Origin of the sequence: Bacteroides muris (ex Fokt et al. 2023) (assembly GCF_024704895.1) — a bacterium.
GTDB lineage: Bacteria > Bacteroidota > Bacteroidia > Bacteroidales > Bacteroidaceae > Bacteroides > Bacteroides muris.
Genome location: NZ_JAMZEE010000040.1, coordinates 1 through 14,413 on the forward strand (window position 1 = coordinate 1; position 14,413 = coordinate 14,413).

General features: G+C 40.9%; 15 protein-coding genes and 1 pseudogene. All 16 read right to left on the reverse strand.

The features are described from left to right. Window positions 1–551 (reverse strand): annotated as a pseudogene (locus M1B78_RS14180) (hypothetical protein); the annotation flags it as partial. Further along, complete coding sequence (locus M1B78_RS14185) at window positions 551–1,015, reverse strand: hypothetical protein (protein WP_217731531.1); 465 nt, start codon at window positions 1,013–1,015, stop codon at window positions 551–553. The pseudogene M1B78_RS14180 and the gene M1B78_RS14185, both read right to left, overlap by 1 nt. 22 nt (window positions 1,016–1,037) lie before the next feature. Then, entirely contained in the window at window positions 1,038–2,234 is a 1,197-nt protein-coding gene (locus tag M1B78_RS14190; RefSeq protein ID WP_217722727.1) for a hypothetical protein, read from the reverse strand. A gap of 19 nt (window positions 2,235–2,253) precedes the next feature. Continuing rightward, complete coding sequence (locus tag M1B78_RS14195) at window positions 2,254–2,853, reverse strand: hypothetical protein (RefSeq protein ID WP_257941018.1); 600 nt, start codon at window positions 2,851–2,853, stop codon at window positions 2,254–2,256. 8 nt (window positions 2,854–2,861) lie between these two features. Continuing rightward, window positions 2,862–3,473, reverse strand: a complete 612-nt coding sequence (locus M1B78_RS14200; protein WP_117589266.1) for a hypothetical protein — start codon at window positions 3,471–3,473, stop codon at window positions 2,862–2,864. Window positions 3,474–3,489: 16 nt separating this feature from the next. Then, a complete protein-coding gene (locus tag M1B78_RS14205; protein ID WP_257941019.1) occupies window positions 3,490–4,557 on the reverse strand; it encodes a hypothetical protein in 1,068 nt (355 codons plus the stop codon). 17 nt (window positions 4,558–4,574) lie between these two features. After that, window positions 4,575–5,711, reverse strand: a complete 1,137-nt coding sequence (locus M1B78_RS14210) for an ATP-dependent Clp protease proteolytic subunit (RefSeq protein WP_257941020.1) — start codon at window positions 5,709–5,711, stop codon at window positions 4,575–4,577. Between the two features lie 127 nt (window positions 5,712–5,838). After that, window positions 5,839–6,072 (reverse strand): hypothetical protein, encoded by a 234-nt coding sequence (locus M1B78_RS14215; protein WP_117600625.1) that lies wholly within the window; start codon window positions 6,070–6,072, stop codon window positions 5,839–5,841. Next, on the reverse strand, window positions 6,069–8,672 hold the full coding sequence (locus M1B78_RS14220) for a hypothetical protein (RefSeq protein WP_257941021.1): 2,604 nt from the start codon (window positions 8,670–8,672) through the stop codon (window positions 6,069–6,071). Before M1B78_RS14220 ends, M1B78_RS14215 begins: the two co-directional genes overlap by 4 nt. A 2-nt stretch (window positions 8,673–8,674) precedes the next feature. Next, complete coding sequence (locus M1B78_RS14225; RefSeq protein WP_257941022.1) at window positions 8,675–10,606, reverse strand: hypothetical protein; 1,932 nt, start codon at window positions 10,604–10,606, stop codon at window positions 8,675–8,677. Then, complete coding sequence (locus tag M1B78_RS14230) at window positions 10,603–11,700, reverse strand: hypothetical protein (RefSeq protein WP_257941023.1); 1,098 nt, start codon at window positions 11,698–11,700, stop codon at window positions 10,603–10,605. The genes M1B78_RS14225 and M1B78_RS14230 overlap by 4 nt, the downstream gene beginning before the upstream one ends. Next, the gene (locus tag M1B78_RS14235; RefSeq protein ID WP_257941024.1) at window positions 11,687–12,154 is read right to left on the reverse strand and encodes a hypothetical protein; all 468 of its coding nucleotides are present in this window, start codon (window positions 12,152–12,154) and stop codon (window positions 11,687–11,689) included. Before M1B78_RS14235 ends, M1B78_RS14230 begins: the two co-directional genes overlap by 14 nt. Window positions 12,155–12,156: 2 nt before the next feature. Continuing rightward, window positions 12,157–12,588: a hypothetical protein gene (locus tag M1B78_RS14240; protein WP_257941025.1), complete on the reverse strand. Its 432-nt coding sequence runs from the start codon at window positions 12,586–12,588 to the stop codon at window positions 12,157–12,159. Continuing rightward, window positions 12,585–13,121 carry a hypothetical protein gene (locus M1B78_RS14245; protein WP_257941026.1) on the reverse strand — a complete coding sequence of 179 codons (537 nt, stop codon included), beginning with the start codon at window positions 13,119–13,121 and terminating at the stop codon, window positions 12,585–12,587. The genes M1B78_RS14240 and M1B78_RS14245 overlap by 4 nt, the downstream gene beginning before the upstream one ends. Further along, window positions 13,118–14,308 carry a phage terminase large subunit gene (locus tag M1B78_RS14250; RefSeq protein ID WP_257941046.1) on the reverse strand — a complete coding sequence of 397 codons (1,191 nt, stop codon included), beginning with the start codon at window positions 14,306–14,308 and terminating at the stop codon, window positions 13,118–13,120. Before M1B78_RS14250 ends, M1B78_RS14245 begins: the two co-directional genes overlap by 4 nt. Further along, window positions 14,251–14,379, reverse strand: a complete 129-nt coding sequence (locus tag M1B78_RS14255; protein WP_257941047.1) for a hypothetical protein — start codon at window positions 14,377–14,379, stop codon at window positions 14,251–14,253. Before M1B78_RS14255 ends, M1B78_RS14250 begins: the two co-directional genes overlap by 58 nt. Window positions 14,380–14,413: the final 34 nt, after the last annotated feature.

The following is a 14,413-nucleotide window of genomic DNA, read 5'->3' on the forward strand; positions in this document are numbered from 1 at the left end:
GTCACCCGGAACTTCATCTCCTCGAAACCCTGCAGCTTGCCTTCGGCGTTCTTGGTGACGAAGTAAGTAGTAAGTATGTCATCGACAAACTGGCTCAGCCCGTCGGCATCCGTCAAATCCGGGGTTATGGTATAGCTGCCGTCACCGTTGTCGCTCCATTCCTTGACCGTGCATCCACCTCCGGGGGAGGCGCACATCCTGCCTTTGAAATAGGTCACACGGTTATAGGCAATCTCCGGAACAAACAGACGTTTGCGAAAAATGCCTTCCTCCATTTCCAAAATGCCGTTCTTGTCGATGCACCCTCCGGAAATACCAGTGAGGAATTCGCCGAACTTGACCCAATCTCCGAAGGTCATGGGGAAGGGAGTGCCGTCCTCTTTGTCTTTCCTCAGAAAAATCTTCTCCAATTCTTCAGGGGAGTATTTGGATAACAGATTCAAGATTCCGACCAGCGTGCGGCCAACCCTCTCTGCGGTATTCTCTCCCTCAGAAGAAGCGTTCCTTATCTGTAGAGCAAGTTTCCTTAATATGTCAAGTGTATCAGGCATTATTCACCAAGTACTCTAAAAGTTACACGATTAGCATTAATCCCTCCATTTCCCCTATACAGCGGAAAGTCTTTTTTGTTATCATTCAAATACCGAACACATTCTTTCATATACCTATCAGCAACAGAGAAAGCATCATTATAAGCCATAAGTTTCTCCTTAAAATCAGAACGCGACGAATACTCGTTATCTTTATTGACAAATCCAAAACGGGTGACATTTCCATCCCCATTTTTCACGAGACGAGCATAGGTATAATATGCCAATGTCGTTTTCAGCCCTACAAAGGAACGTTTGCCTTCACATTCTATGGTATAGGAACTACCATTAAGCAACTCACTATAATTTTCCGGATGTTCTTTCACATCTAAGAATAAAGCATCACCCAAAGCTGACTTCAAATCAATGTTCTCCGACTCCCGAATATATGCTTCTATCTTTTCTGTATCGATGTGTATTGACATCGTACGAGCCAACTTATATATCTCATCTGTTGTTATTAGGCACTTCAGCATTTCTTATATATTTAAGAGGTTGTACACTAAAGTCATTGGAGGGATTGAGAGGTTCATACCAATGTGCAAAAATTTTCTGAAAAGCCCGTTCAATCATACGTTGTTGCTTTGACACAATAGAGTTATAGTATTCAAAAGCATCTTCCAATATATCCCCAGAAAAACCAACCTTACCAATCCGGATACAATACCAAGGCTCCTGCCCGAAAGCTGAATAAATACGTTCAACCACACTGGCATCAGTAACGGTAAACTCCTTATCATAATTTTTAGGACTAATATCCACAAACTCCGGTTTTTCTTCATCAGATTCCAAGGTTACCTCTAAGACCTTTGTCGCATTGGTGTCTCCTTGTAATTGCACGATAGTATCAGAAAAACCAGTATCTTCATTAGCCCTATCCTCTTTTATAGGATTTCCGTTTTCATCAAAACGTACCGAAGAAGCACCTTTCTTTGTAATTATCATCCCGGAAGGCATGAAGTTACAACGCACATTACGATACTTCACATTGGCTAATCCCTCATCCGTACTCATTTCCGTAATCACACGGTCAGCTCTTCCGATAGGATACACGAATTTCCCAGTGTTGCTAATCCATAGTATCTGCCCCTTATAGTTTTCAATTCCTCCGGCAGCCCGAATTTGTGCATAGACCACCTCCTTACGTGGATTAAATACATCTATAAACTCCACATTTTCTTGTACTACCTTTATGGCTTTTCCCTGACGGGTTTTCTTTCCTGTCCAATCCGGATGAATTGCGATTTTTGCAATATATCCAGATTCATCTTCCTCCAACAAACGGCAATTTTCAAAGGGGATGTGCTGTACTTCCACTATATCTGCGAACATATTATAATTAACATGTATCGCCATCCCATCATAATCAGCAACATCCTTACAGACGAAAGCATGGATGTCATCTGCCGTATCTCCACGGCGGTTAACCACATATTCAGAAAAAGCAACCTCACGGAACCCATTTCCCTCTATGAAATTGGCATAACGTTCCGCACATTCGCTACCCGTTGAACTCGCAGCGATAATATTTCTTAGATGTTGGGGATATAAATTATCATCACCGTAGCTTTGGATGCCAAGATTACGTAAATAGCCCGTGTCAACACGCCTATTACTCTTCTTCTTTAATTCATTTACGTTCATCGTTCCGTGAGGTTATTCTTTATTTCACCGTTTCTACGGCTTCTATAGTCTGCTTAGAGTCAACTACAGATTGAGCCTCTTTAATATGAGCATCCAATACTTTAGCTGTAACTTTCTTCCCGTTCAGTTTATAAGTCTTGAACGCATCTCTCACAATCTCAGAAGTAGCACCTTCCACTTCAAAGGCTTTCACCAATTCTGAGACCAAAGTTTCATCCAATGGTAAAGCAGGACTCATCCGTCTTTCAACCCTTTTCTCCCAATCGGAAGGCGTTGAAGCAAAAAAGACTATCCCTTTAGGATTTTCCGCAAGATACCTTTCTGCCGCTTCGTCAGTAAGATTGTTGTTGGTGTACATTTCACTACTTCCAAAACCTACTTGGAGCAATACACCATTTTTCAATGCATAACTTGATTTTTCTTTCATTTTTCCATATCTTTTTAAGTACGAATACATTTCAATCACAGCGTCACGATAGCAATCACCACATGAGGTCTTGGTAAATGTCCTACCAAGAACTTCATGAAACATCAGTTCAATGTCTGATTTATCAGAAGAAGAAAGGGAGACCTTATCTCCCAATCTCTTCAACTTATCAACCACCTCCAAAACAAGCATATTCCCTCCTATGCTGCCGGTTCAGCCGTCAAGGTATTGACAGCTGTCTTAGTTGCTTCATAACTCGTCTTGAACAAGAATAATGCAGATTTAGGCGTTTTCTGCTCTTCCAAGGTAACAGCCCATCCCCCTTCAGTATCCTCACTATACTTATCGTTGTCGATAGCTGTAGCTGTAAGTCCTTGATAGTAACCATACACCTGAAAAGCGGCATCACCAGGGTTTCCTTCTTTCTGTAAACCCTTATATTTATTCTCCAACACCACAACATAGGTACCGTTAGCCAATCCGTCAATAACATCAGCGCATACATCCGGATCGTTTGCCAATATCACAATCGCGACTGTATTGGTAAACGAACTACGATATGTGCCAGCCACTAATGAGGTCTTTGTACCCGTAAATGGATTTTTACCAGGAACAACAACCTTATAAGCCTTCTTCCCAGTTTTCATAGCCAGCGTTTCAATCACATTCTTTTTTGTAGAATTGAATACTGTGGCTGCAAAGTCCACATCCGCACGATTCATTATTACCCCTTCCTGCTCCAATCCTTGTACTACTGGATCATCACACGACGGAACAATATCTTTCTTTAAAATATCATCACATACTCCCATAGAATACCTCCTTTTGTCAATATGCTACTTGCACCAAGTTGTCCTCGCCAATCATAGAACCGAGTTTACCAGTAGAATAGATGTAATTCTTACGGGGTTTTCTTTCAAACCAGATATCAAGGTCAGATATCGGATTATCGCCTTCACAGCCATACATCAAGTTGTCCGGAGAACACAGAACCGCACGGTGAGGAAGGTTCAGTTTCGTCTTGTCGTTCTGATATGCTTGAATAAATCGGTCCCAGATAGAGCATTTTACAACCGTAACGCCGTCATACTCTCCTACTTCAAGGCCGTCAAAAATAACCGTCCAAGGCATAATAACCTTATATTTCTCCCTCACATCACGTGACAAAGAATCACATAATGATTTTGTAGCAAAAATTGCATGTCCGGACTTCTGGAAAATACGGCTATCCGCATCTTCAAGCATCGCGTCAAATACAGATGTAGCAGCTCCCAGTTCCTTCATTTTAGACTTCTGCAAAGCGTAGGATGCTTCGGAATTAGCGGAAATGACAGTATGCTGGCCGGAATTCTCCGTACATATGGCAAACAAGCGTTTAAAGAAACCGTCACATGTCTTGAACAATTCTACATTCAATCCATCCGTAATTTGACCGGAACCGTCAATATTAGCAGCATCCTTGTCTCCAAACCAAGTAAAGCGCCATAACATTTTCATCATTGCTTCCGTCAGTTTTGGAAGGACAATCCCATCCATATATTCAGTAGAAGTAAGGTCCGCAATATTGGTACCGGTCTTCAAGCAGTACTTTGCAATAGTATTCTCCAAATCCTCATAGCACATTTCCAACGGGACTTGCCAGTCGCCAATTTCCCATACTTTCTGGGCAGCAGCGATAGCCACTTTTTGATATTCAGGGTCACATCCGGCGCCTGCGATACCTACATCCTCCATCTCACCAATGAAGCCAACTTTCTTGCCATTGGTCACTTTAGGCATGAACGTCATAAAACGCTCCATATCCTCATTTTGAAAGACTGTCAGTTCAATCAAGTCTTTCAAATCCTTCACCGCCTGATTGTCTGGCGTCAATTTTGAAAAATCTAAAATAGGCATACTCAATTCTCCTTTCTTTACTTTTTAGCTCTCTTCTCTCTTTCCTCTCTCAACTTTCTTTGAATAGGTGTCTCCTCTGCACTTGCTTGTGTCTCAACAGTATTCTTGAAGGATTGGGTACGCAAAGAGACTCTATAGGTTGAACAATGTTTTGCTAGCCAATTCTCACCTCCTGCCATCTTTACAGCATTCAGTATCTTATTGTCCTCAACTGTACGGGCATTGGTTTTCAATGCCGCATTTTCCTCTTCAAGTTCTTCAATGCGCGCCTTTAAAGCTTCAATCTCCTCGTCACCGTTTGCTTCTTCCGGGTCTTTGATTTCTGTAATCACTCCGTCTGTTACAATGATAGTCTTACCATCGGGCATAACATGCTCGCCATCGGGGGATGCCGCATCTCCCACCTGCGGTTCTCCTTCTTCACGTTCCACCGTCAGTGTATTACCTTCGGCATCTGTCAGTTCCATAGATACTACCGGAATGTCTTCTATCTTCTGGTAGCCACATTTCGCAAGCAGTCTGTCAATGATAGATTGCTTTACCGTTACTTGTTTCTCTTTGTTCATTTTCTCACTATTAAGTTTATAATCAGTTCCTTTTGCTGTAGTCGGTATAAGAACATCAGATATAAATCCAAGTTGTTTTGCAACCTCACCGCCAAACCATGCCTCCTTGTTCATCTGGATCTCCAAAATGGTCGATTCAACTCCTGTCCGTTCAACATATACAGCCATCATCTTATCCTTTTCCGCTTCCAGACTTGATTTGATGGATTCTATAGTTTCAAGGTCCAATAAATCATCATATCTTGCCAAATATGGTTTGTGGATGAGAAACTTTGCATGAGGATAAGCTTTTCTGCGTTCAAGTGGAGCAGAAAGCAAAATGATGGTAGCCATAGAAGCACATCGTCCAACAACGGTACAGGATATTTCCTTGCCCGACGCACGTAATGCATCATAAATAGCATACCCCTCAACCGTATCACCGCCGCACGAATGGATTTCAATATCAATTTTAGGGTCAGCCGGGTCAAGCCATGAAAGAAAGTATTGGATATCCGGAAACGAAAGCCCCTCGTCACCGGTCAAATACCAATTTTCCATTTTATCCTTATCGGCTACAATGTCCTTGTTAATGTATAATTTAGCCATATCACATAATTGTTTGTAACAAAGGTAGAAAACATGATACGGCTTGAAGAAAATAAGAAGTCTATTCCACTGACACGCTTTGTCAGCAACTTTTTCAAAACAAAAAAAGAGCGGAATAATTCCGCCCCTAAATATCCACTTTACTTGAGAACTTATCTATTATCCGATAAATTGTCCTTTCCGCAATATTATACTCATCGGATAAATATTGCATGATATAAGTCTTTTTATGCCCCTCCTTTGACAGACGAACATACTCTTGATACACGGGAATATATTTCACATCCCCGACATCAAGCGAAGCGTCCCCCATCATTTGAAGAAGACTTTTATTCAATATCAATAGTTCATATGCTTTCATATACTACCAAGATTTTCAACGTACTTAACCCTATTAGCAACAGAGGTAAACTCTTCCACAGAAACCACCGGAGCAGGCGCCATCATCATACCTTTTGCAACAGCTTTGGCCAACATGTCCTCTCCTAACGCCTGATTGGAAGAAGCTGTTACATTAATGGGAATACCTCCTCCTATCTGATTGAAAGCCGACAATAACGGAGCAAACATCGAGGTTGCAGCAGCCGTCATTACACTTTCACCGTTGGACAACATAGCAGGTATGGAATCACTTATACCGGAACCTGGCCCTTCAACTTTACCTCCTTGTGCAAATTTAGCACTTTTCACCGATTTCATAGCCTTTCCCATAACAGTAGTTACAGATGCCACTACAGTACCTATCGCAGCAAGCATGTCAATCCATGTTGCAGATGAGCGGGTAGCTGTTTCTACGGCTTTGGCAATGGCTACCCCTTGTGCGATAGAAACCTCCGCAATAGCCAGTATTTTCGCCAACTGGGCCATGTTCTCATTATCTCCTGCAGCTTGCTCTACCAACTCGGAGAGGCTACCCGCCAATGAGGAGAGTACTTCCATCTTTTTGGTTGCAATATTCACTTCTTCCTCTGTTATAGCTTTTTTAGATTGCAAATAGCTTACTTGCGCTTTCAGCTTATCATTCAGATATTTTTCTTCGCTATCATAATCTTCCCTTCTTACATTATTAAATGTTTCCAAGGAAATCCTTGCCTTTTCATTCAGAATATCAAGAGTAGACGCACCGTCAACCTGCATCTGCAATAATGCATTTTCCATATCAAGAGAAATTGCTTCTTTTATTGCATTCGCTTCTTTTTTTAGCCTTTCATCAGTAAGTTTATCTATTAACTTGTTATACTTCTCAGTGATGGCAATCTTCATCTGCTCGGTCAACTCCTTGTTGGCCAGCTCTGCGTCACGCTGTGCAACCAACTGCTGTATTTTTAGTTGGTACTCCTGCTCACTTCCAGCTTTTACGGATTCAAGTTGCAGAGAGATTAGTTTCTGCCGGTTCTCCACCTCCTTCATCAGTTGTTCTTCTGATAATTGCTGTAATGCATCATTTTTTTGCTGTTCAAGTGCAATAATCTGCTGATTAAGTGCTTGGCGCATAGTTGCTGTAAGCCCTATTTCAGTACGTAAACGGATACGTAAATCCTCTATCTGACGCTCATACACTCTCTTAGTCTCAATAAATTGTTTTTCTTGGGCATCCTTGACTATCTTCAAGGCTTCATCTTCTGCTTTTCGGATTTCCTCGCGCTCTTTTTCTTTGATGGCAGCCACTTTCTCTGACACAGCTTTCTGCGCTGTGACTATTTCTCCTCTAATCGTATTCTCCTGCTCAAGTAATTCCATAGTTTTAGAGAAATACTCCTTCTCCGCATTGTATTTTGCAGCTTCAAGTTCAGCCAACTTATCATTTGTCTCTGCATCATTTTCTGCCCATTCTGAACGCTTACGAAGAAGCTCAAACTCTCTCGTTGCCAAATCCACATTCCGCTTTGCCTGCTCCTCTTCAAGCTTATTAGCCTGCTTTACGAAAGCAAGTCTCTCCTCTGCCGTGAACTTCTCCTTGTCTTTCGCCTGCTGGCGCAAACGTGCGACCTCCAGCTGGTCTTTAGCATTCTGTACTTGGTCCGTTCGCGCTTGTTTTGCTATGGCTGCTTCTTCCTTAGCTAGTTTGATAGCCTCTCTATTGGCATCGTTAATGTCCCTGATATACTTTCCTATGCCAGGCAATTTTTCTGCCATCTTAGCTATCCATCCAATCATCTTTGCTCCAGACTCAACAACAGATAGAATACCTCCCGCTAATCGTTGAACTATGTTCAAAAGAAAATCAAGTGACCTTGATAATGGAGCGGCAATAATGTTCCAACGATTTGACGCTTCTTCACTGGAATTAATAGCTTTGGATACAAGCATTATCGCTGCAGCAATACTAGCAAGAATAGCAACTATCGGATTCGTCAGTAAAGCTAATAATTGCTTACTAAATCCTATAACAGCTGTTTTCCCAACATTAAAAGCTTGTTTCACTCCCCCAAGTTCTGTTTGCATTTTAATAATTGAATCAAGAAATGGGATATTTGATTGTGCAGCCTTTAAAATAGCAGCTTCATAGTTTCCTACATTCCGATAAAAACGCTGCGTTTCCTCCTCTGCTTCCTTTAATTCCTCGGTGATTGCATTAATATGATTCTGCAGTTCCTTACCTTTAGTGCCTTCTCTTTCTTCTCTACTCAATGCGTCATATGCAGCGGTAGCATTGGAAAGTTCTGCTCGTAAAGCCACAAGGCTACCCTCTTGTTCCTTCTCTAATTTTAATTGATTCTGAACTTGCTTATTCAGCATCCGAATAACATCATTATATTGCTGCGTTGCTATCTTCGTTTCAGACAATTTCAAATTATATTGTTCTCGACTAATCCGCCCAGCCTTCAAGTCATCCTTTAAAGTTTGCTCCCTTTTTCGGAGTACATCCAACTGTGAACGATACTCCGCAATTTTACGGATAGCATCATCATAACGTACTCTAATATCAAGAATCTTTTCTTCTACATTGCTATTTCCCATAACTACACCTCCAATTGTAACAATTTACATTCACATATTCCTGTATCTTCCGCCTTAATGGAAATAATGGCATAATATCTACCATATTGGGCCAAGTAAATTGGAACAGTCATATCCAAGTCTCTCAACTCAATATCATTTATTTCTATCTTTTCTGTGATTACTTTAGGCATATAAATGACCTCACTATAACTTTTGTAATAAGAGTTAATCACAGAAGAAAAATCAAGTTCCTCAAATGTTCCTTTCAGAACATCCGCATCATCTGTACAAAGTAAAATTCTTGGCTCCACTTTCTCTAGAGAAGATTTACCATCACTGTCATACTTATATAACTTTATAGACGCAACGCCACCTGCCATATCAGTACCAGCAAATGGAAGTGTAAGAATATCACGCTCTGAATCCAAAGTGTAATCTAATACTTGTAATGCTCCATCATAAGAGCCATTAACCGTAGAGTCTTCTTTGTAACGCAGATAATTCAGCTGTGCGAAATCATTCAGCCTATATTCCAACATATTAGGTTTATTCTCCCTATAAGTAGCAACAACCTTTTTTGTCCAATCATATGCTCTTGTTTCATTTTCTTTAATAGTATCTACAGAAACAAACTCAATGGAATTTGAATCATTCTTACCAGGAACAGCAAAAACACCGAGAATTGCAGCAACAGCTTTAATAAAATCTATCTGTTTTATTTCGGGCAAATTTGCAATAATCGGGAAGTGCCCATATCCTGCATTTATCTCATCATCTATCGAAGGCATCACTTGATCACATATAGCTGTAATGCTAAATGAATTATCCATAGATATACCACCATCATCAATCCACCCTGCGTCAAGTAATCCAAACAAAATCTCCTTACTTTCCTCTAGCGTATCTGTCTCTATATCTGTAAAATCAAAATAGATAGTATAACTATTTGTGTTATGCCTCTCAATCTTGCTATAATCTATAGTTGCAATATCGACTCTTGTATCATCATCCATAATGTAATAAGCAACCAGACATGCTCCATTAGGGTATATAGAAGTGGATACATCAAACGACACATTACCATTCATCAAAATCTTCATATTCGGAGCATTAAGTTTAAAGCCTTGAATATAAATTTTTCCAGAACTACTTTTAAACTTGGTTATAGTCCCATAATAGCTTGAAAATGACTTATCTGCAAAATACAATTTTTCCGGTTCTCCCTTATCAAGACGTCCATGTACATAGTAACTAAACTCTGCATGTAATGCATTTTTTGCAGCATAACTTCTGCTATCATTACGAGTTAATAAGGGTACAAACAATCTACTTAATATAAAAGCGCGATTAGCAGGAAACGTAAAAGTGACACCATTATCTTTCATAATTTGTAACAAAATCCAGGTAACCTTACACCCCGGATGATACCACCCTGTTGTATCTTCCCGCCGTATACCATAGTCTACTTTAGGAATAAAAAAATTACCGGAAGCATCCCCTTCAAAAGAACCTACTTTCCAAAATACATGATAATCTGGAAAATCATCATCAGCAATGACCTCATAATTGTGTCTATCCTTCAAATCACGTAGCGTTTTATTTCCACTTATAATATTTGCAAATCTAGAGACATTACCCCATGAAAGAGCAAATTCAAAAACATCCGATGTAGACAATAAGACCGCAGTTGCGTTATTGAGTATCTCTATCCCGTTACGAAAATAACGAGCATTCAGTTTAATTCTAGGATAAACGATGTCGCATGAAGGTAAATCAGCATGCATGATTGCACACTGATTACGTATAGTATTCGGAAGTTTGATAGTATAAGAATTATTACTTATAATCTTACTCAAATCCGTAAATATATTACTTTTGAAATTGAGCGTTACTTTGGTATCATCATCCAAATCCATCAGTTTATCACCAATGAATAGCATATCGTTTCTCATAAGCTTTGTACTCTTGTTTCTGGTAATATGATTGTTGCTACGAAATCCTGCAATACGGCTTTTGTCTTATTGAAATTACCAACAGATACATTCACCGCCTTCCAGCTATCAACTCCATTCACATTTTTACCTGCATACATATCAACGATGGGTGACAACGCGAGTTGAAACAAGAAGTCAAACGTTTCAGAGTCCACTAAAGGAGCACACACCAACAATGTATTCTCTTCTGTTTTTCTCTGCTTACGTCCTGAACCTCCATGATAGCCATTAACATAGTTATAGTCTTGCATATTATTACGAATGAATTCACCATCATTGGCAATTTGTTTGCTCTCATCACCACGTTTAAACAACCAATAGCAATAAAAGCCATGACGATTTATCCAACGTAAATAAATTCCATCCGTGCATTCATCAACTAAAAGCCTCACATTTGCGGCCACATTCGTCAATGCGTGAAAAGTAAAGTCAAAGGTATTATCGAATACACTTGCTCCCGTACTGGTTCCAGGGAGATTCAAAACAACATCCCTATTCGCATCAATACCCTGCAAAGTAAGATTATACACTTTGCGGTCAGACAATATGATGGACGGCAAAACTTGACCCTCAGCAGTCACACTAACAGTACCGGCCCCCGCAGTGTACATACCGACCGTAAATGGTAAGTTCCTAAACCATGTTAGAATACGGTCACCATTATATCTTTCGCCGACTTTCATTGCGCCCCAAATAATAAAAGTATTAAACTGGAAACTTTCTCCGATAGTGCTATCAGACGTATACATATCCACTTCAACAGAGAACAGACGCCCAAGCTGACTATCTTGTGGAATAGAGGATTGATAGTCAATCTTGCCAAACTCCGTTGCATCAAAAGCCGATTGCATATAGAAAGACAGATCAAAGAAACATGCGGTTTTAAATAATGCACGTTTTTCCTTATATTCCTTTCCGGTAAGTACGTCGGTTATCGTTGCTTCCACCCATGCCCAAGTATATCCACTAATATTTATCACTACCGGATTGAAACAGAAAGATATTTCATCCGGATACTCGATTGTAGTATTTCCTATCTTATGCGTCCTCATTACTATGCAAATTTATATGTTGTACATCGTTCAGAAAAACACCAAACACACGGTCCATAATATCCCGTATCGCTTGTGTAACACTCGTTGAATATATATCCTCATGCGTTCCAGAGTGATAAAGCCTAGTACCCTCATTTGCAATCTTACGAGCTACGAGATAAGCAAACGATTTAGGCTTTTCTACTTGAATCCTCTTATCCACCACCCATTGCTGAATTATTTGATAAAAACCTTTTGGGATTTTTCCCGGTCCGCGTCCTGTTTCCAGAACTCCAAAAACCTGTCTACCGAATAAAACACCATGATTATCATCGACTACGACATGCAGGCTCTTGATGGTTCTTCCGCTTGCACGCTGTCCAGCTTGTATATGATTCTCAATGATACGCTGCCGAAGTTTATCCAACTCCTCGTTCAGTATATCTTTAACGTCCTTTCTTCTGTCTTCCATAACTAACACATGGGTACTCCTTGAACCTCTTTCAGTTTCAATTCTATTACTATTCCAGTAACATTTACATCCAGCTTATCATAGAAAACGGAATAAGGGACCTCATCGCTTACCCACTCAAACAGCCCGCTCCTATTCAACTCACGGATAAATTGAACTGCATACCCTTTGCACCTCTCAATAACCTCATCATTCTCCACCCCATCGAAATCAAATTTGGTCTTATCAGCAAATGCTATCATGCAGTTAGGAGAATCCCTTAGCTGTGTTCTTGATATGACGAATTTCCCGGATATAGGAAGCAAATTTATAATGGCCGGCAATGGCATCTTATCCAACCGGATATTGGCAGTCGCCCAGTTATCGAACAAATAGGTGACTCCTTCCAGCTTTTCTGCAACAGAAGCTATCTTCCTTTCTACACTTGTATTCATTGCTTATTCTGATATATTTCTCGTAATCGACGTTCATAACGTATTTTCTCCGCATCCATGTCAAGACACTTGTACACTCTTACCCATGGAACACTCTCTACCTGCTCATGGTCAGTTATCCCCATACGGGTAGCATAGTAATCCACCAAGCCAAACAACCCGAACGAAAGCTTATCCACTCCGGCACGTCTTTCTTCCGGAGTCGGTGCCACGCTTGTAGTTTCAAAGAGCTTGGTAATACGTTCAACTTCCCTAGCTATCCATGTGGAGAATCCCAAAATATCCGCTGCTTCATACTTCTCTATCTTATCAATAGACAAACCAAGGACAACACGGCATGGAACCATTATACAATCTATTCCATTGCGTACGGATTGCAGTTCCATCAACTGACCTATGGTGAGGTCGTTCAGAGTCTCCGGAACTCTGACACCTGCGACAAAGTCCGGTTTAGGCAACTTTCCTATCTGCTCCAACAGTTCAGTAGCATTGCTCGCCACGTCACTCAATATCAAAAACTCTTTTACTGTCATATCTGTCCTAATTTTGCTTTTGGTCTTTTAGGTATCGGTTTTATACGAAAAAGCATTGCCATTATCAACATGTCGAGGTAATCCGGAGAATGCCCGAGTATATCTTTCATCTTCTCCTTGCTGATTATCCCTTTCTTCCGGGTATCGGCATCTATATGGTCTTGCTTCAAGACGGACAATTCTTCCATTATGCGCTCTCTTTGCGCTTCCGTACATATAATTCTTATCTGCCGATTATTTATTAGCTCTGCAAGCTTAAATGCACATTCAGATTTCAGGTTGTCGTACTCTGGATTAATCGGTCGGGTACCACCATGAAATTCTTTGATACCATTCAAATAACTTTCAAGGTAGCTTCCAAGTCCATCACTATCAACTACCATCATGCTACGTGGAATCTTCCACTGTATCATCATGTTTTTAAGGTCTGTCTCAATGGATTTACCCGTACTGTATTCCTGGTCTAACCGAATATAACACACATTGCCCACCCAGTGCCCCCCGACAAAGCGGTCGCGTCCTTTCATGGCAAGGTCAGCCGCCCCCGTCGATAAACCAGCCGATATTACATGCTCATTAGTAAATAAGTCGCAAATAGCATCATAATCACAAAGTGCTGTCGGGTCGTTGTCATACTCCCAATTACCATAGTACAAGCGCTCCTTTGTCACTTTGTCCCTGGTATTACGGAGCGTATCTATGTAGTCCTCAGTAGCATAGGGATTATCCTGCACCAATGCTTGGATAAAAGCGTATGGGGCTTTCAGCTTGCCTTCTTTCCACGGTTTGTAGAACTCACGATAAAGCCAGTTCTTCTTCGGATTGCAAGTGATAAGTATCTTTCCGGATATTCCATACACATCATTCAAGTGCCGTCCTATACGCGTCTTCAAAACCTCAAATGCGAGGTGGTGAACCTGCCCGGCTTCTTCAATCCACCCTCCAGTAAACTCCTTGGAGCCCAATCGCTCATACATCGGGTCTTTGACGGGATAATATGTCAAGTCAAGAAAGATGATTTCCGCCCCATTCCCTAAAAGTATACCGTCATTGGTCTGCTTGTAGTCAGTGAATCGATGCCACTTTGCCACCTTGTCGAAAGTGACAGAGATAGACTCACGGCTATCTTTCAAATTATTTCGGCCAGCGAACCATCGAGTGCCCGGGAGATAGTAAGCACATTGCATAAGCCATTCACACCCAAGCCATGACTTTCCACCTCCACCGGCGCCACCATAACACAGAAACTTCGTAACATCGTCACGAAGGTAGTTATAGGCTAACCTCTGCTT